General features: G+C 54.7%; 11 protein-coding genes. 2 read left to right on the forward strand and 9 right to left on the reverse strand.

The window, feature by feature from the left end:
- Nucleotides 1–367 precede the first annotated feature (367 nt).
- A complete protein-coding gene (locus tag DU29_RS0110195) occupies nucleotides 368–1,054 on the forward strand; it encodes a DUF1845 domain-containing protein (RefSeq protein ID WP_028621621.1) in 687 nt (228 codons plus the stop codon).
- A 231-nt stretch (nucleotides 1,055–1,285) separates the two neighbouring features.
- Here the strand turns inward: DU29_RS0110195 and DU29_RS0110200 are convergent, their stop codons facing one another.
- The 8 genes from DU29_RS0110200 to traA form a co-directional block, all read right to left on the reverse strand.
- On the reverse strand, nucleotides 1,286–2,005 hold the full coding sequence (locus tag DU29_RS0110200; RefSeq protein WP_236645597.1) for a nuclease-related domain-containing protein: 720 nt from the start codon (nucleotides 2,003–2,005) through the stop codon (nucleotides 1,286–1,288).
- Between the two features lie 52 nt (nucleotides 2,006–2,057).
- On the reverse strand, nucleotides 2,058–3,398 hold the full coding sequence (gene iscB / locus DU29_RS0110205; protein ID WP_028621623.1) for an RNA-guided endonuclease IscB: 1,341 nt from the start codon (nucleotides 3,396–3,398) through the stop codon (nucleotides 2,058–2,060).
- A 323-nt stretch (nucleotides 3,399–3,721) separates the two neighbouring features.
- On the reverse strand, nucleotides 3,722–4,774 hold the full coding sequence (locus DU29_RS0110210; RefSeq protein ID WP_050483099.1) for a TraU family protein: 1,053 nt from the start codon (nucleotides 4,772–4,774) through the stop codon (nucleotides 3,722–3,724).
- The gene (locus DU29_RS0110215; protein WP_028621625.1) at nucleotides 4,761–6,002 is read right to left on the reverse strand and encodes a TrbC family F-type conjugative pilus assembly protein; all 1,242 of its coding nucleotides are present in this window, start codon (nucleotides 6,000–6,002) and stop codon (nucleotides 4,761–4,763) included. The genes DU29_RS0110210 and DU29_RS0110215 overlap by 14 nt, the downstream gene beginning before the upstream one ends.
- Nucleotides 5,996–6,568: a S26 family signal peptidase gene (locus tag DU29_RS0110220; protein ID WP_028621626.1), complete on the reverse strand. Its 573-nt coding sequence runs from the start codon at nucleotides 6,566–6,568 to the stop codon at nucleotides 5,996–5,998. The genes DU29_RS0110215 and DU29_RS0110220 overlap by 7 nt, the downstream gene beginning before the upstream one ends.
- A complete protein-coding gene (traC, locus tag DU29_RS0110225) occupies nucleotides 6,568–9,033 on the reverse strand; it encodes a type IV secretion system protein TraC (RefSeq protein ID WP_028621627.1) in 2,466 nt (821 codons plus the stop codon). The genes DU29_RS0110220 and traC overlap by 1 nt, the downstream gene beginning before the upstream one ends.
- Before the next feature lie 11 nt (nucleotides 9,034–9,044).
- Entirely contained in the window at nucleotides 9,045–9,758 is a 714-nt protein-coding gene (locus tag DU29_RS0110230) for a DsbC family protein (protein WP_013100909.1), read from the reverse strand.
- A 118-nt stretch (nucleotides 9,759–9,876) separates the two neighbouring features.
- Complete coding sequence (traA, locus tag DU29_RS0110235) at nucleotides 9,877–10,221, reverse strand: TraA family conjugative transfer protein (protein ID WP_013100908.1); 345 nt, start codon at nucleotides 10,219–10,221, stop codon at nucleotides 9,877–9,879.
- 222 nt (nucleotides 10,222–10,443) lie between these two features.
- On the opposite strand from traA, the gene DU29_RS0110240 reads away from it, so the two are divergent.
- On the forward strand, nucleotides 10,444–11,502 hold the full coding sequence (locus DU29_RS0110240) for an RNA-guided endonuclease InsQ/TnpB family protein (protein ID WP_028621628.1): 1,059 nt from the start codon (nucleotides 10,444–10,446) through the stop codon (nucleotides 11,500–11,502).
- Nucleotides 11,503–11,532: 30 nt separating this feature from the next.
- Here DU29_RS0110240 and DU29_RS01000000129805 read toward each other — a convergent pair whose 3' ends face one another.
- Entirely contained in the window at nucleotides 11,533–18,816 is a 7,284-nt protein-coding gene (locus DU29_RS01000000129805; protein ID WP_172691842.1) for an Ig-like domain-containing protein, read from the reverse strand.
- Nucleotides 18,817–18,886 lie beyond the last annotated feature (70 nt).

An 18,886-nucleotide genomic window follows, 5' to 3' on the forward strand; every position in this document is an offset into this window, starting at 1 on the left:
GAGTTCCCCGTCAGGGTTTTTTTGACACAAAAAAAGGAAGCCAAATGGCTTCCTTTTTTGATCGGCGCTACGCGAACGTAGGCTTGGTTTTTAAGCTGATAAGCTCAGCTTGGCTTGCTCCCAGACGCATACACGTCTTGGGTACCAGTGGCAGCAGCATGCTGTCACTTAGGGTCAATGGCCTCCAGGAGGCAAATTCTTAATCGACCTTGGCCGATGAGTGCCGCAATTCTCGCCGCCATTTCACTCTGTCGTCAACCAGAAAAACGCACCTCAAATTCCGACGCTATTCGTGCGTGAAATCGAAATCCAGAGGCTCCGCAAGCTGGTGCAATAGGCTGGCCACCAACATCCGGAGAAACCGCTAATGGCGACCGCTCAACCACAACCTACGAAATACCAATACTCCAAGCCATCCCTCAAAGGAAAAATGGTACTGAACACGGAGCAGGCCAAGTTCTTCGCCGGCAACCGTTTCGATAGCCTCATGACGGCCCTTTTTATCATCGACGTTACGTCCCGCAAGCTGGCGAAAAACCTCAAGACCTTTGATCACAAAGCGGTGGTTGATGCGGTCTCGAAGAAAATCGAGCGCATGGAAGTAGCCGTGCGTGACGAGTCTGAGCGGATGGACACGCTTTTGAAGAGCTTGGGAATCAAAGAGCTTGCAGGGTACAGCTCCCCACTGACTCGTGAATTCGAAATCACCAGCCCAGAAATCAAGAGGATGAGCAGCCTGCTTCAGGCATTTGACCATCTGATTATCCAGGTCGATACCGCCTGGCTGCATGAGAAAATCGATAGCTCGGAAGCTGAGGAATTTCGTGCAAACAAGAGCAACCAAATGGCCCGGCTGATCCGCTCACTCGTTGGCCTCGGTCAGAGCGCGCGAGCAAAGGCATACGCCAGCAAGGTTGCAGAGCTCAAAGAAGATATCGAAAAGGCAGAAGCCAAAGTGAGCGCCGAGAAGGAGGAGCGCGAGGCTGCGGGTCACATTGAGCCTGATGGCAATGCAGACCCTCTCGATTCGCTTCCCGAAGAAGCGGTTGCTTGATAGCGCCAGTAATGAAAACGCCCCGGATTCGGGGCGTTTTGCTTAGGAGAGTCATTATGCTTGATGATCTTACGTCAACACCGGCAAGAACCAGTAGAAGACGCAGACAAGCGACGGATCAGCCTCCTCCACGCGAAGCCACCCCACTGTGGACAGAAGAGCTGGCCACCGACGAATCACTTGAAGCGCCGCCAGAGGCAGTATTTTGGGATACGGTCGCGATCATCTCTGTCACTGCTGCTGTTCTTGTTGGGGTGGCGATAGGTGTTCCTCTCGGGGTCTATCTTCATGGCACGTTGTAGATCCATCATCGCCTCGGCGCTTCAGCTTTTCGACATGCCGCCTTGCAGCCCAATACCCCCCCTTGATTCTGCGCTCGCTCAGCGCCCGGCAAATTGACACCACATGGCCCCGAGTAAAAACCGGGGCTTTGTAGGACTGGATTTTACGAATCACGCCCCAAATGCTGTAGACCCGCTCAGGCATTCCATAGGTGAAGCTGGCCTGCCCTGCCATCACTGCGTAGCTGTGGATTTTCTGAGAGTGGACTCCGGTGACCTTCTGAACTGCCTTCACGTGCGCGTAGTTCTGCATCAGCGGGTTTTGCACGCGATATTTCCTTCGGCCGACGATCTGCAACCAGCTCTCGGGGGCTTCTGGGTAGGTAATGATCTTCCCCTTGAAACACTTCGTTTCCAGGACAAAGATCCCGTAGCGCGACACGATGATGTGGTCAACCTGTGTCGACTCTTCCCTTGTCTTGCCTCGATAGATCGCGTTGGCGAACACCTTGTATTCGCCGCTAAGGCACAGGCGGAGCATGAAGTTCACCTTGTACTCCCCCCACCATCCTCGGTATGCAGGAAATTCAAGTAGTCGAACGTGGGCGATGCCCGCGAGAAGCCCCAGAATCAAAACAGGGGGCAGGTACAGCATTAGAAAGTCATTCATCAATTTTGCACGAGATATCCCGGCCCTCAGACCAAGGGATAGCGCGGCACGCTCAGCGTACCTCTGCTCTCGCTGCCTCCTTTTGGGATTGAGGGCTATCGGTTTGGATGTGGGAATAGGCGTAGCCATCGGCCCGCTGAATCAGGGTGAAATGGCGATGGTGGACGCCCTGAACCACGCCATCAGACGTCTGGATGTTGAAGCTGCCGGTCTTGCGCACGGCGACGCGACCCTGGTGGGTGCCAGCCTTTTTGCCGGTCGGCACCTCGGCGCGCACCTGATCGCCGGTCTGGAAACCGAAATGGCGTTTCTGTCGGGTCAAATAGCCGCGTGGAAAACCGTGGGCGGTAAGGCGGGTGCGCTGGTAGTCGCCCCGCCCGGTGGCCTTAATCGCCAGCGTGGGGCGGTGCCAGTGCTCGATGGCCCTGATCTCGCCGACACAGGCGGCATCAAGGGCATGTGTTTTCGGAAGGTCAAGGCGTCGGCGGTTGTACTTGGTTTGCGCCCCGGTGCCCGTGGTGACCGACAGGCCGGTATCCAGCAGGCCACGGAACAGGGCATTGCGGGTGGCGTTGACGGCGGCGGCATCCCGAAGTGGAGCTTTGGCTTTCGCCTTGATTCGGGCCAGCAGCTCTGGCCTGGCCTTCAGGAACACCTCGACTGGCTGGTTGCCCTTGCGCTGATTACAGGGCCGGCAAGCCAGGGTCAGGTTGGGCACCCGGTCGCTGCCGCCGGCACTGCGCGGAACGATGTGCTCGATCTCCAGCGGCGTATTTTCAGCGTCGCAGTAGGCGCAGCAGCGGCCCCACTTCTCCAGCAGGTATTCACGCACCTCGTAGCCGGCCAACTCGCCCTGCTGGTATTGGACGCCGCTGATCTCCGGGTTCTGTATGGCCTGCATGTCGAACTTGACCCGCTCGACTGCCAGATCGCTGATCGGAGCCCAGTTACGCATCCTCCCGACCCAGCCCAGCGTGGTGTCCAACCGGTGGCGCAAGCTTGGCGGCAGCCAGCCTTCCGGCCGGGTGCGGTTGTCGAAGCGCGGGGCGCGGTGGCGCAGGTTCTGACCACGGCGGCGACGGCGAAACGCCGCCCGCTGCTGCATGGCCTGGCGAATCGCTGCGCCCCGATGGGCCAATTCCATCAGTGAGAGAACAGACACCCGCTGGCCCTTCTGGCGTACCAAGGCAATGCCAGTGAATTTGCTGCCCGGATCGAACTTGAGCGTCAGCGATTGCAGCGCGCTATCGGCCTGCCGCCGATCCACCAGACGGATCACGAACGGCACCTGCCGGTGTATGCGGGCGCGACCGCGCTCCAGCAACAATCGCGCTCGCTTCTCGCTGCATGGCATCAACGGCGTGCCTGTCTTATCCAACACATAGACCGCCACGGCGATCCTCCTTTGAACTGTGCCCTTACGGGCCTGGTGACGGAGCCTTGCGGCTCGCTCCCCTCGGGAATGTCTGCACCCGGCTCCCGCTGTCGCGGCGGTCGGAACCTTCGGCGCTTTACCTTTCGCCAGCATGGTCCCGACCTTCCAGTGCCCGGAACTGAGGAAGCATTCCGGGGTGGGTCGGTTCGACCTGGTGCAAACGTAGCCGGTTGGTTACGGCTATCCCTGGTCAACCTAGCTTGTTTTCACAAGCCCCGATTTTCAGGACGAGGCAGTTGACTCATACCATCGCAAATCCGCCCTTACGGGCGGATTCTCCATTAGAGCTTCGAGCAGCAATCTGTCCATCGCCAGAACATGTACATGGCATCGTTCCCAGTACCTGGAACATGCCGACTAGGCCCACCCTCCCAAGTCTGCGGCGGTTCTCCGAGCCACATTGCTCTGCTGTTCTGCGACTTTGGCCAGAACTGGGTCACTTTGTACTGGCTTTTCGGAATCGTCGGGTAGATACCCGCCTTGCACACGTTTTCATCACCCATAGTGCGTCGAGCGAGGCCCCTGCGGTGTTGCTGAGCGATCACTCGCGCAGCCAGCAATGCTGTCGTCCGGTTTGCATCTTGCGCCACGGTTACGCCGGCAAATGGGTAGATGCTCCCCCATGTACCGGTACACCACCAAAGCGACTCAAGAGGTTCCTTTCGAGCGGTAACCAGCGCGGATTCGGCAGCACAGGCCGCAATAGCGATTGGGTTTGCCACGGCCGCGGACTCGGGGTGCTGGAAGAAAGCCAACGTACCGTTGTTCCAGGTCGGGTCGATCTCAGTGAAAGAGATGATATCGAGGTCGAGATAACCGTCCGGGTTGCATTTGGTAGGCGTATAGAGATCGAGGATCTGAAGTAGCGGGAATGCATACAGATGCGCGTGGTAGAACGACCCGGCAGCCTGACCTGTCTGGGTGCTGTTGTCCTGCCGAAGTCGGCCATAGCTGCGCTTGTTGCCAAGCGGCAGCGTTACACCACCTAGGGTTGGCGAGCAGCCTGGCTTACGGACAGTTTCAACCATCCGTGCCGGCTCCCACATTGCAGTGATGATTCCGGGCTTGTAGATCGAGGATGAGCCTTCCTGGCAGATGCAGAAGACCATTTTTGTAGCCTTCGCGGGGGCTGTGCCGGGGGTTATTTGCACACCAGAAACACGAATTGGGAAGAGGCACGCCCAGCAGATGTCGGTGAACAACTTCGGACCAAAAAGGCCAGAGTCCTCACACATCACCTCTCCGGAAGAGGACGCCTCAGCCGCTATCCCTGGCAGGGAAAACATGCCTGCAATCACCAGAATTGCGGCGGTTATTACCTTATTGATGCTCATGATTGGCCTCCTCGAAGGCTGTTTGAGCAACCTCGCGGACGATAAAGTTTTTGGTGTCGGCTGTTACGACAGATGGGGCTCGAAAGATTTGGAAGCGCTCCGCCATGTCAGGCGGCAGCAGGTACAAGGGCGCATCCAGGCTGTCCTGAACGCTGTTGAACAGATCCCAACCAGAGGCAGTGGGAATCTGAGTCGCCATCACAGTGACGGTCAGATTTGCCCCATGGTCTGCATATTCACGCTTCGCCAGGGCAACCTGCCAAGGTTGCGTCGGATCAATCACGACCAGTTTCTGGTCAAAAGGCATCATGTCGAGTGGATTGATCCTCCCCGCCTTCTGAACAACCCTTCCTTGGCTATCGAGAATGTCATTGGGAACGATGACAGATGCGTCGACGAGGCGTGTCGCACTCTCCGTTACCGGAGGCAATGGGTGCCCTTTGTGGTTATCCCAAAACCGAGCGATTGCTCGCTTCTTCATGGCGTCGGTGTCCAGCTCTGCGATGCGCTGTTTCGCAACCTCCATGAGGTCTGGCTCGATGATTTCCTGTGTAGAGCCAATAGTGCCTAGATCCCCACGCTTACCATCCTTAACCGCCCCCTCGATATAGCTAACGGAGGACGACCCAGCAGCTTTAGCGATCAAAGCATCATTCGGTGCTTCGAGAGCGACGGTGGGGACGGCTGAAACGCTATGACGCTGGAATGCGAGAGGATCGAGCAGAACACTCACAGTGCTTTGCGTCTCTTGCGTGAGGAGGTGCATTTTGGTCACAGCATCGCCCATCGACATACCATCAGGAATGCCTCGAAAAACGATGCCAACACCAGGCAGTCCGTCAAAGGACAGCAGTATGTCTTTGAGGGCAGTAGCCCCCATCGACCACGACACGAAAATTAGAGTGCGGTTTCCATCGCCCAGGGGATGTTTTTTCTCGCGATCTGAGCCATCTGCGCTAGCGAGCCCTGAATCGTTCTGCTGGGCTTCTTCATCACTGCCTTGAACGATGGCCTTTTCGGCCATCTCACTTACCCAGCTCATGTCATCTCGGCCGCTTATTTCTTCGCGCGCGGCTTTCGCATTTCGGCTGATTTCCCTGACCTGATCGAGGAGCGCAGGATCGAATTCATTGATGTCGTACTTGCGAATGCCAAGGTCATCGCCGGCGATGGCCATCGTGCAGCTGAAGGCCAGCCCAATGCACATGGCTAGTTGCTTTTTCACCATATTGGATACGCCTTCCCGATGATTTGGTCTGTCGACGCTGAGCCCCAGTAGCGGGAGTCGAAAGAGTCTGGCGTGCGGCCGAAGAACCAGTAACGGCCCGCGCCTATTTCCCCTTCCCGAACGTATTTCTGGGGATCAATCCCGTGCTGGCTGGCTACCTGAAGCCCTTTGCCTACGGACACGCCATTGATGGTTGTTTCATCAAGCGTGACCTTGGCGCGATCGCCAGGCATTCCCTCAAGCACCTTCACGATGATCGTGCCGTCAGCAAAGATCGGACTCAGACCTTTGGAGTGAAAGGCATAGATTTCCCCTCGCACCAGGTCATCCTGCTTTTTATCGATGATCCATAGCCTGTAAGGGGGCAGGCATAGGGAGTCCTGGCTAGCGATAGCGATCGAATAACGGGATGCCAGCAGCACAACGCTGCCGGCAACCACTGCGGAAAAGAGTAGGCCTTTGCCGAGAAAGGCTGCCGAGAGTCGCTTTGGAGCTCGATCTCGCTCAACCTTCGCCATTGCCCTTCGCACCTTGGCCTCAATGCTGAAGGGGTTCGACAACGCCATTACGCGACTTCCGCCGGATTAGAGCTGTACTCGACACCTCGGTCACGGAGCACGCGCAGAATTGCCTCATCCTGCGGAACGCCGGTGAGCGTGTAGTTTCGGATCGCCTGCACATCTTCAGGTGCGGTCGAGTAGAGGAGGATCGAATATGGGTCCACCGTGAGGCGCACGATACCGGCCCCGCGGGGGGTGAGCATGAAGATCTCGGAGTAATGCCCCTTGTACGACTTAACAGTCTTCAGGATTCGATAGCCACCCTCTCCCAGCGGCAGACGCTTGTTTTCCTGGATAGCATCAATAGCTTCGGCCTTTTGACCGAGTAGGAGGGTGAACGCGGAGTTTTCAGCAATGGCCTGTCCGACTTTGTTCTGATAGAGGTCGTTGACCCCCTGGGTAATGACAATGGCGCTACCGCCATATTTCCGGAATCGCCGGTAACCGTGCTCAATGAATTCACCAACGTTGCCCTGGGAGAGCAGCGACCAGGCTTCATCAATGATCACAATTTTCGGGCGGTCACGCTCACCAAGGTACATGTCCTGCTGGATTTGGTAGATCAGCTGAAGGAGCACAACTTGCTGAAGGTGTTGGCGACCCTTCAGCTCCTCAAGCTCGAGTACGGTGAAGGGATTCTTGAAGTTGAGATTGTTCTTACCGTTGAAGAAACGGCCGTACTGCCCCTTCGAGGTGAATGCGAAGAGCTGATGGCCAATGTCTTGAATACGCGGGTCTGGGTCGCCAAGCAGAGAATCAGCGATGTTGTCGACGATCATCGTCTTGCCCAACTCTTCCCAGCATTGCGTGAGGTGCCTTTTTAGCCCGGCGGTTTGGAAGTCGATCAGGGGCACGGTTGGGGCAGCCATAGCAGAGAGCAGCCCAACCAGGACATCCTCTTCCTCGCTGTAGTCTTCAATCAGCTCGAAGGGGTTGAGACAGAGATTCGACTCTTGGTCAAAGCGTGCAAAGTCGCCCTTGTACGCCTCAGACAGCTTTAGGTAGGACAGGCCCACGTCGATGACCCACACCTTCGCTCCAATGCTCAGATACGACGTGATGAGATAGTTGGTCGCAAACGACTTACCGGAGCCCGACTGGGCCGCGATCATCGCGTTGTAATTGGTGTCGGAGTCAAAGAGGTTGAAGCTAACCGGCTGACCGTTTCGGGAAATGAACGGGGCCACCTGGGTTCCAGTGCCCTTCCAATCGCCATAGATCGGCAGCAAAGGTAATGCCTGGGTGAGGCTCAATGTCTTGAACCGGAACAGCTCCCTCATCGCATCCGGGTCGGCACACATAGGTAGGGAGTTCACGAACACGGGCAGCACACAAAACTTGTCCTCCATGAGGCTGAAGCCCTGCGTGGCAAAATGGCTCTTCGCATTCGACGCTGCCTGAATGAGGTCTTCCCGGTTCCGGCCGAATACCACGAGGGTCATTGTCGCCTGTACGTTGGGAAGCCCTTTGTCGAGATCTTCAAACAGCGTGTCATAGGCTTCCTTCGTCTTCCGTAGAACGGGTACGAAATGCACCATCGGGCCGAAGCTCTGGTTGATGGCCCATTGGCGGCGCTTCGACAGCTTGTCCTTTGTTTCCAGCTGGGGAGGGAAATACAGGGTCATGTTGATGATGCAGTTACCCCGGATTCCGCCGCGCTGGGACAGAATGTCAGCGAGGTACTGAGAGGCATCGCCCTGCCACATGACTTCAGGGAAGCGCTTGGCCGACAGCGTTTTTACAAAGCAGTCATCTCCGATCTGAAGGTGGTCTTTCTTCACGTCGAGGCTGCGGTTGTAGTCGAGGATCTGCTCATTCAGGGGCTTGTCTGTGTCCGCCTTCATGTCCGGATCTTCGCGCCACGACGCCGATGGCCCTTGGTTCAGGATGGAGGAGAAAATTTCACGGTAGGAATCGTTGGTGAGCGGCACGGCTGCCAGGTTGCAGCTGTCCAGCGAGGTTCGCAGTCCGTCGAAAAGCTCCTTCGCCGCGTTCGCTTCTGTCTGGGTAGGCAACGCATTGGCGATCGGAATTGTTACGGATACGACCAGGCTCTGTTCACGAATGCGTACACCTGAGATTGAATCAACGGGGCGCATGGTTCGGTCACTGAAATACTCGGCCCGCGCGTTCGTCACTTTCTCCAGCAAGGCTTGGGTTTCCACGGGAAGGTCAGTGCGGCCAGATTCACGGAAGGCCCGACGCAGGCGAAGGAATCCCGTCTTCATCTCATTGATATTTTCAGTGCAAATCAGGCTGAACTGGATTGTTGTCTTCTCAGGCCAGTCGACCGTCAAACCAGCCTTCAGGCGGTCGCCTTCATCCCCGTTTGAGCCTGAGAGCGGGGAACACAGGAATGCGAATCCTAGGCGGTTCCCTTCCAGCTGGAACAGGTAAAGATTCGGCTCGTAGGCGAGGCCGTTGATCAGCTTCGAGAGCCGCGGTGTTGAGCGGATAAGCGCTTTGAGCATTTCTGAATTCCTTAGAGGGTGCGATTCGATTCAATCCAGGCGCGCAGGCCTTCTTCAGGCTTGCCTTCTCGGGTCAAACCGTCATCACGAATGAGGAAAGGGACATTTCGAGCACCAAGAAACTGAGCTGTCATCCGGCGCTTCGAGATCACATCCAGATCACACTGCGCGGTTGGGAGCTGTTCGAGAGGAGTTTTCATGTCGCCGGAAGCGCCGGCTTTCCACGCAGCAACCTTGTCTTTCGCGCAGAGGAGTTCTTTGGTGCGCACCGCGCTCTCTTGGCTGAGCAGCGGCAACATCAGCACGTCGAGTCGATACCCCTCGGGAAGGGATGAGCGGGCTTGTTGAATGATCTCTTTGCAGAACCCACAAGCAGGGTCGGAGAACATGGTGATTGCTTTCTCACCGTTGCCGACTGTGAGAGGGGCGAGATCCTTGAAACCGAGGTTGGTCTTATCCACTGGGATGTAGTGGGCGGCGATCCGAGCATCCTCGATGGTTTTCAACTCCTTCTTCGCCCACACGTCATAAACCGTTCCCTGGATGATGAATCGGCCGGTATCGCTGATGATGGCGAATTTGCCGTTCTTCTCGATCGCCAGCATTGCAGACGCAGGAAGCATCACTACCTTGTCTGCGTTCTTGTCCGCAGGGCTCGCTGCTACTGCGGTGCCAGCCAATGCAAGCAGCGTCATAGCAAGAATGGTTCGGGTTGGTTTGAACATGGGCTTACCTCCTGAGTCGATTCACCCAGAGTATTTGGCCCGGAAAAGAAAAGGCCTCTTTTTCAGGACGTTTTAGCGTCGGAAAAAGAGGCCTTTCAGAGAGGCGTTCTGACTGAGATCAGAAGCCTACAGGCAGGGCTTGGAGAGCGTTGGTGACTACAGCTGCTGCTGGGATAGTTGCCGACATTACCGACTCGATAACATCCGGCGCAGCATAGAGACCAACACCGCCGCCAACGCCAGTAACGAACGGCATAAGCGATTGGCGAAGAACGCCCGCGCCGATGCCGGTGAGGATCATCAGACCGATCAGAATGCGGCCGAGGGTACCTTGCATCCACTCAGTCAAGGTAATCCACACGCTATCGAACGTATCGCCGCCGGTACCCGCGAGCGCGGTACCGGCGACCACCATTGCCGCTGCGATGGCCATCGTTTGGAGGGTTGCTTTGTTGACGTGCATTGGTCTTGCTCCTAGAGGTTGACATGCGCAGGGGCTGCGCTCAGGAGACATTTTTCGTGCTTTCCGTAAGCCTGTGTTTCGCTTTCAGGCGCATTTGTCGACGGAAATTAAAAAGGGCCGCTTTATCAGTCGGGCCGTAAAAACCCGTCATTCTTGGCGGGGATATAAGACCCATCGCGCAGCGGCCCTTGGGTTATTCCGATTTTGTGGCACGTTATTGCCATGAAGCACACCAAGACCCTCCAAGTTCGCGTTCGAGACAAGCATGCGCCGCTGCTGCGGCAGATGGCGCGCAGCGTGAATTTCGTCTGGAACTACCTGAATGAACTCAGCCATCGCTCAATCCGTGAGCGTGGGGTGTTTCTGTCTGCCTTTGATCTGCATCCGTACAGCAAGGGAGCAGGTAAGGAACTTGGCCTGCATAGCCAAACGCTGCAATGTGTCGCGGCTGAATACGTCACCCGGCGCAAGCAGTATCGCAAGGCGAGGCTGAACTGGCGCAAGTCTGGTGGTGCACGGCGGTCGCTCGGGTGGGTGCCGTTCAACACCGCGGCTGCCAGTTGGAAGAATGGCCAGATCTACCACAACGGGTACTATTTCAAGGTCTGGGACAGCTACGGGCTGGGCCAGTACCGCTTCCGTTCCGGCAGCTTCAGCGAAGACGCTCGAGGCCGCTGGTATTTCAATGTCGTCGTCGAGCTGGATACCCAGCTATCAGCGGGGCAAGGGGCAGTTGGCATCGACCTGGGCCTGAAGGACGTGGCCACCTGTAGCGACGGGCAGCGACTGGAGAACGGCCGTTTCTACCGCGACCTGGAGCCCAGGCTGGCGAAAGCCCAGCGTGCCGGCAAGAAGGCTCGTGTGCGGGCCATCCACGCGAAGATCGCCAATCGGCGCAAGGATGCCTTGCACAAATTCAGCCGCTCGCTGGTCGAGCGCTGCAACATGATCATCGTGGGCGATGTCAGCCCGCAGAAACTCGTCAGAACCACCATGGCCAAGTCGGTGCTCGATGCCGGCTGGGGTCAACTGAAAACGATGCTGGCCTACAAATGCGCGCACGCAGGCATCGTCTTCAGGGTAGTGAACGAGGCGTACACCACCCAAACCTGTAGCTGTTGCGGTGCATTGCCCGACAGCAGGCCGAGAGGTATCGCAGGGCTTGGAATAAGAGAATGGATCTGTGAGTGCGGTGTCACTCACGACCGCGACGTGAACGCGGCCAGGAACATTCTCGCGCTCGGGCATGAGCGTCCTGGAGAGGGAATCCCCGGCGCTTAGGCCGGGGAGGATGTCAAGCGGCCCTTCTCTTTACTTGTTGGAGACTGGAGGCGATTCCGCGCCGGAGTTATCGATACCTACAAGCGTAATTACCGGCTCGCCATCTGGATAACGCCACATTGGCACAGAGATGCTGTTTGAGCTGAGAGCCTGCTGCTCACCATTGATGAACCAAAGGTTTTTGGCCATGCGGCCATCTTCATCAGTACAAACGGCTTTTACCAGCCAGGAGGTTCGACCGACCACAAGCTCCAGCTTGCAGACCGGGGGCTTGTTCCTTGCCACCGAGATGTCAACCTGGCCTGTTGCTGTGTGCCCCATTGCGCTGGCGACATCCAGTTTCACCGTATACACGCCCTCCTCTTCAAGGGTCGCTCGCCCATAATCCCCTGAGCTTGATAGCGTCTCCCCGTTGAGACTGAACGTTTTGCTGAGTATCTGATCCTTGGGATGCCCGCCGGTGATTGATGGTCGGATCAGAACGCCCAGCGGGGCACGATTCGCGTCGTTATCCCCACTCCAGGACAATTTCACATCCCACGGAATAGGCTCCAAAAACTCCATCTCTGTTTCGGCATAGCTGTAGTTGCCCCGCGAGTCGGTGATATGAGCACCGAATGTGTAGATCCCCGGCTCAGTCAGTCGAACGATGCGACTGGTCTGGCTGGAGTCCTTGATCATTTCTAGGCCGGCGTAGGGTGGGATATCCCACTCGATGGTCAAGCCCTCGAACTCTCGGAACAAGCCAAGAGAGCGAGCCGTCATGGTCAAGTCTGCCGGCGCATACTTGGCTGAGTATTTGGTGTTGATCTTCCACTCAGGCCAGTCGTACGACCAGAAAATAAGACGGTGCTGAGTTAGGCCCAAACCGCCTCGATCCTCATACCCATTGATCCAAGATCGGACGCTGATGTAGCTCTCTTCTTTCTCCATGTCCTCCCGAGTTGGGGTGTACTTCACCTCAGTGGAGTCGACGACTGTGCCGTCAGGCAGGATGAACTCACCATCCATTGTCATATCCATTTTCGGGTACGGCATCATCAAGTTGGCGACCCAGGTAGCTTCCTTTCCTACCTCAGGACGGCGCGGCCCGATGATCTGGACACGAGGCGGCCGGACAGGTCTAAACGCAACGCCTGCGCGGAGGGTTTTGTAGACGCGCTTATCCTCTGGTGAGTCTGAGTATTTCAGCCTGGCCGTGAGGTACACACGATCAGCAGAGTTGCGGCTCAGCCGGTAGGAGCCCTCCCCAGCGGCCCAGGTTTTACCGCGATCCTCCGACCATTCCACAACCATTCCGGTCGTATCGAGCGCATTACCTTTGAGGTCAGTGAGCGTGAACGTACCGCTATCACCAATAAACACGTTTGCTGGGCCTTTAAGGCGGGCAACGGGCACGACATAGGCAATAACTTCAACGGTAGGGGTCATGGATTTCGCGCCGCTATGACGGTTCGTCAACTCTGCCCTCAGCAGATATGTACCCCGCTGAAAGACCATGCTGAGCCGTTGCGGCAGCTTCGCATTGGCCTCAACGTCCTCCCACGTCACGCCGCCGTCCTTGCTCATTTCCCAGCGCACGTCACCAAGGTCTCCTGACTGGTAGCGATCGTTGGTGACGGCGTAGAAGCTGCTGCGAAGAGGAGCTGGGCCGATAACCCGCAATGCCTGGATTGAACCATCGAGAGATTCGCCGTTGAGAACGGAGAGCACCATTGGCGAGCCCGACTCCCGAATCAGCTCGTATTCCGGCACAGGGGAGCGAACACGCGCTTCTGCAATGATGCGAACCGCTTTGTTCGTCAGCGATTGTAGATCGATCTCAAACTCAACCTCCCCGTTCTCGTCGATGGGCTCCCAGTTCGTCATCGGCTCATAATTCACTCCGGCAGTTGTCGAAAGCAGGCGAATATCCCAGTCGCCCATGCTGCTCAGCCGATATGCGTCCTCCATGTAGCGGGTGTCCTTGATGGCCACGCGGATTGGAAGGCTGACCGTATCCAGGACAGTTCTCTCGTCGTTGAGAATGACAGGGAGAATTTTGTCGTGAGGGACCGCCAGGAGTGACGCGGTTTTGGTCGACCTCATCTCTGGCAACGCGGTGTATCCAACGTCAACAGAGTATGGCGTTACGCTCCACAGGGGAGCCTCGGCCCCCTCGATGTAGCGCGTAAACCGCTGGGCACGACCGTAACTCGGAATCGTAGACCGTTCGATCACTGCATCCGCCCGATTGATCGCCACGTCCAAGGAAGCTGCGATTGCAGTCACTGATGCGCTACCAACATAGCCGCCGAGTTGTGAGACCGAATACAGCCCTTCTTTCACCAGGTTGCTTGCCGGCATATCGATTTCGATTGCCGGCGGCTCGATCACGTTTACGGTGTGCTCTCCGTAGCCAATATCGATTTCCTGACCACTCGGCGTAAACATGGATGCCTTCCAGGAGATGTTGTTCGCTCCAAGCAGGGTCATTGTTCCTTCCGCGAGTGGCGTAACTGTGTTGCGTTGCTGGGCCATGCCTTCTGGCATCTGCATCCAACGGATAAGGCACGATGGGCGGCTCGACCATTGCTGAGCCGTCTTTTTCGCAACGCCTTCGTTCGCCGTTGCATCACACACAGGGCCATCCGTGTGACGGAGCAACAAGGAAAGTTGCTGCACCTTCTGATAGGCCTCTGCCGGTGCTGGCTTCAGGCCAAAGCGGATCTGATCTGCAACCGGAAGGATCTTCAGGTCACGAGTGAAGCTCGCAACCTTGTGCTTCACGCCGCTAGGGTCAAACACATAGGCGGTAGCCTCGATAGTCTGGTTTCCCAAAGAACTCCCGCCGGCATCCATCATCAGGTTGGCCAAGGTACTAGCGTTGCGCCATTCATCGGGGGTTTTCGTCCAAGTGACGTAGCAAGCACGATCCTGAAGTGCATTTTTCGGCTTCGCGACAGCTTCGCTGGTCAAGATGCTGCATGCCCCATTGCTCGGGCTGAAGCTGATTTGAGCACGGCCGGACGCTTGCAGAATCTCCCATGCATCAGCCGTCAGTACGCCCTCCGGAGCCCATACGGTTACCGGCACGGAATAGACAGGGCCGGTCATATCGGCGCGACTGAGATAGACCAGCGCCTGGCCATCGACCCCAACATCCAGGCCACCTAAACGGGCCTCCAGCAGATCGGCAGTCATTTTAGTAGGTACCAGACGCATACCAGTGCCTTGAGAAAGCTCACGATGCTCCAGTGTCACCCCAACTTTCGAGTCAGGCGTGACGATGGCGATGATCTCGCCGCCGAGAGCCTGAATCACTTCCTGGTCGGGAATTCGGAGCGCATAGGCACCCAAACGGGTCGTCATTTGGTGCTTCACGGCCGGGATGCTCGGGGCCACCGAGGTAGGCTGAACTTCGCGGTCTTTGAACATATCCCAGGCCGGCAAAAGCTTCAGGACAACATCTTGATCGACATAGAGGCCATCCTGGTCAATGGCACGAATCTGTACTGAGGTTTCAGCCTGGCCATCGGTCTTATAGGTGATGCTCATTCCCTCCACCGTCACGTGGCCATGTGCTGGCTGTTTGACGACTTGCAAGGTGTGCGAGCCCCAGTTGTTCGGATCGATCACTTTCAGATCGGCCGTTCCACCGATTCCTGCATACATCTTCACTGTCGAAGGGGTGATACCCGTTGGTGCAAAATTAAACTGAGCAACAGTGACCTTCCCCTCTCCTTCAACACTGAGCCCTTCCTGATCCGTGGCGCTGAAAGTGAACGAATCTTCCCCATAGAAACCCGGATTAGGGGTGTACTCCATACGGCCATAGAACACACGGACAGTCCCGTGCGTCGGGTTCGTGAGGATCTTGAACGTATGGCTGTCCCAGAGATTGATGTCATGCACCTCAGGATCAACTTGGTCACTAACTTGCCCTTCACGGGCCTGAATGATTACTCCCGTCCAGGTAGGGGCGTAATTGAACTTCGCGACATTCACAACCGCGGTGGCTTCAGCCTTCATCCCAGACACGTCCTGCACGCGGTACCTGAACTCATCGGGGCCAACGTATCCAGTGTTCGGGGTGTAGGTGAACCCGGTAGGGGTCGCTACTACAGAGCCCTGGGACGGGCTCGACAGAACTGAATAGGTTTTCTTCTCCCACGCTGCCGGGAAGTCCTCTATGGGAGTTGCGTCCACCGATGAGCTTTCGTTGACGCTGACCGTCAGTTTCGTTGTTACAGGCGGCTCTATTACCTGAATGACCGATTGCCCCTCTTCGAGGGTGATCTTTTTCCCGGTGGTGTCGTAGACGCTAGCCGTCCAGCGGATCGGATGCTGCCCGGAACGGGTGAAAACACCGGTCAATTCAAGAGGATCAAGAGCTTTAATGCTGAGGTCTTTCGGGCTCACAGAGAACTCAATCAAGCACCTCAATGCACCGCCGCTCATACCTGCACTCTTTGCCGCTGCCTCATCACCAGTGATCAAACACGCCGGGCCAGAGCGCTGCGCCATCGTCAAGGAAACGTTTTCAAGAGCTCGTGTAACCGACCGTTCACTCAAGGACTGTTGGAACGATGATGAGCCAGTTGCTGGTTGGACTACAAATTCTTTTTCCTCTTGGTGAAGGAGTACCTTCTCTTTTCCTTGATTAAATATTGAAATCGAGTATTTGACTCTGTTCACACCAGGTTCCAAAGTACGGCCCTGTAAAACAGATGTAGAACGTCCATTTTTTTCATCCAAGACAACTTTAAGTCCACTCGGAACTTCTAACCACTCCAAGAAACACGCGGGACTAAGCAATGCATCTGATGCTCTTGCATAAACCTCAGAAGATGTAATTTTACAAATAGAAGAAGAAGGGACTTCAATTTTTACAAGGACATCAGTCATCGACTGCACAATTGGTCCAGCTGTTAGTGAAACAATTGGAGAGGGCATCCAGGTTTGAATATTGGCTGAAATAATTGGAGCATTCGGGGCCGAAGTAGATAGAATTAGATTGTTAGCTCCAGATGCACCCTCCGAACCTGATTTAACAGGGATACTAATTCTACCCTGAGTGTTGGAAAAGTTTATCTTACCAACAACGACAGTTGCCCCTGGCTCAATAAGTACACCGGACACCAACAAACTACCTACGGAATCTCCTCGCAACGAGGCTATCAAGTCATAAGTTCCGGCAACAACCGAGCCATCATTTAGAGTAAGGGGAGCACTATCGATAACATCAGTACCGTCATTTCGATTGAACACATGATTCACGGCTGGGATACGGACCACACCATCCGGATGTTTAATAATACCGACAGTTCGTGGTTTATAAGAAAAACTCTTACTCTGGTTTGCGACATTACCATATTTGTCTGAAGCGATGACTTCTAGGGAGTATGTCTCAGCCTCACTCTCCGAAGGAAAAATAATCGGATACTCCAGAAGATACTTGCCAGACGAGACAGCACGCCAGGCCAAGTCTATTGAAGTTGAGGTTGGCCCACCCTTGAGAGCTATCCTCTGTATAGCTGGTGCCGGGTCCACATCATCTGTAATGGTGATTAGTATCTCATCAAGACTTGCAATAACGGGCTTGGATGCAATGTTAATGGTAGGTGCATTACTATCTATGAACGTATTATCACTAATGAATGCGCTGCCGATATTGCCGTATGTATCCTGCGCCTCGACACCTACTCGGTAATAGCCATTTTGAATTTTTCCAAGCTTAAACCGAACCTGTTTTGTTTTATAGTCAAGGTCAATAATAGAAAAAGGAGGTACAATTGTCTTTTTCCCGCCAGCCTCAAGAGTCATTCTAAACTCTTGTGTATCCCACATATAATGCTGCCAATTGAGCATGCGATCGTCATCGACTACAGTCGCTACAACTTCACGCTTAGAAAAATCAACAACAATACCCGACACCTTTGGCGAATTGAAATCCCAATACGTATATAAATACCCGCCATAGTTTGCAAAGGTGCGGTCATCCTTAGATACGAAATATGGATAAGGAACATATCCACGACCAGTGGAGATGTTAATATTAGGATTCATTGTGCATTCAGTTTGCCCAGCAGGAATAGCACATGTCACACCATTGACGCCAGCTATTTGATTATACCCTCTAGGTTCAGTTGAAATCTTTACAAGCGAGACTGTAAATGGCTTCGACTCTCGTATTGTGTCGCTTTTCGTCCACTCTCTCCCTTGGATTTGATACGTAATTCCGGTTGGTACAGGACCGCCTTCAACCCCAGGGGCTAACGTAAAGATGAAATTGGAATAGTACTGAACGGTTGCCAGCCCTGCTTTGTTCTGAAGTACAAAATAGTTTGTAGAATTTTTTGGATACTCCAAATCGGTAGTGAAATATAAAAATTCAGCGTCCTGACTATTGTAGATACTGTCCCCCCACCCAAACAGTGTGCCATTGAAACTAGTATGATCAAGCTTCTTGCGGACATATCTAATCTTTACCGGATTTGAATAGACCGTCATCTTTGGCGTATATGCAATCCAGCTATTTGTCTTTAAGTCAAATACCTCTATACGCAAATATTCAGGAACCTTTCGGTCTATAGCTATGGGCAAACTTTTGTCGGTGTAGTTACCTGCTTTATCGAATACGCGAAAGCCCATGGTATAAATTTGTCTATCGTAAGGCGTTAAGCTACCGTTTGTGATTTCAGTAATCTTTGCAGTTGCACTGGCTGCTTCGATATTAACAAGGCTCTGAAACGTTCTTCGTACCCCGCCTGAGTCTATTGCGAAGAACTCAACTTTATCTATCCCCGAACTTTGATCAGCTAGCCCTGAAACTGTAACTGTGCCGCCGGCGTCTTCACCCCACGCTAGCGGTGCTAACACGCTAATGGGATAGTTGTAGCCACCATTAGTACGTACTATTTCCCCTCCGATAACTGGGGAGGTTACGTCGACCTGGAGATTGTAGCTGTCGCTTTGCAGGACGGCACTGCCGTCAGAATTCAAAATCTCAGCTATAAGAGTATAATTTCCAGACTTGGGAGCGGGCAGTTTTAAAACGGCACCGTAGTATGAAACGTTATTAACAATAATTTTGTCATTTGCACCCAACAAACCACTCTTAGTTTCTGCAACTACAGAGCCACTTGAGGTCAGTAGCCGGGCTTTCAGGGTTCGGTCTACACCTGCGCTTAAATAGACGCTTAAGTCACCTTTAGGGTTGATGAATATCTCTTTCGATGCAGATACTGTTCGTTGGCCGTTGGATGATAGGTATTCCACCTGTACCAATTCCGCCTTCGCTATGCTGGCGAGCATGAAAGTTATGAACATCATGCCCAATGAGCGTATCAACCTCATGCTGCTACTAAATTTTCTATGATTCATACTGATACCTATGAATTTG

It is taken from the genome of Pseudomonas sp. Ant30-3, assembly GCF_000690905.1.
GTDB lineage: Bacteria > Pseudomonadota > Gammaproteobacteria > Pseudomonadales > Pseudomonadaceae > Aquipseudomonas.

Bases quoted from the DNA above. Each gene is read 5' to 3' on its own strand.
- DU29_RS0110195 (WP_028621621.1), top strand. From the start codon at position 368: ATGGCGACCGCTCAACCACAACCTACGAAATACCAATACTCCAAGCCA.
- DU29_RS0110200 (WP_236645597.1), bottom strand. From the start codon at position 2,005: ATGAATGACTTTCTAATGCTGTACCTGCCCCCTGTTTTGATTCTGGGG.
- DU29_RS0110210 (WP_050483099.1), bottom strand. From the start codon at position 4,774: ATGAGCATCAATAAGGTAATAACCGCCGCAATTCTGGTGATTGCAGGC.
- DU29_RS0110215 (WP_028621625.1), bottom strand. From the start codon at position 6,002: ATGGTGAAAAAGCAACTAGCCATGTGCATTGGGCTGGCCTTCAGCTGC.
- DU29_RS0110220 (WP_028621626.1), bottom strand. From the start codon at position 6,568: ATGGCGTTGTCGAACCCCTTCAGCATTGAGGCCAAGGTGCGAAGGGCA.
- traC (WP_028621627.1), bottom strand. From the start codon at position 9,033: ATGCTCAAAGCGCTTATCCGCTCAACACCGCGGCTCTCGAAGCTGATC.
- DU29_RS0110230 (WP_013100909.1), bottom strand. From the start codon at position 9,758: ATGTTCAAACCAACCCGAACCATTCTTGCTATGACGCTGCTTGCATTG.
- traA (WP_013100908.1), bottom strand. From the start codon at position 10,221: ATGCACGTCAACAAAGCAACCCTCCAAACGATGGCCATCGCAGCGGCA.
- DU29_RS0110240 (WP_028621628.1), top strand. From the start codon at position 10,444: ATGAAGCACACCAAGACCCTCCAAGTTCGCGTTCGAGACAAGCATGCG.
- DU29_RS01000000129805 (WP_172691842.1), bottom strand. From the start codon at position 18,816: ATGATGTTCATAACTTTCATGCTCGCCAGCATAGCGAAGGCGGAATTG.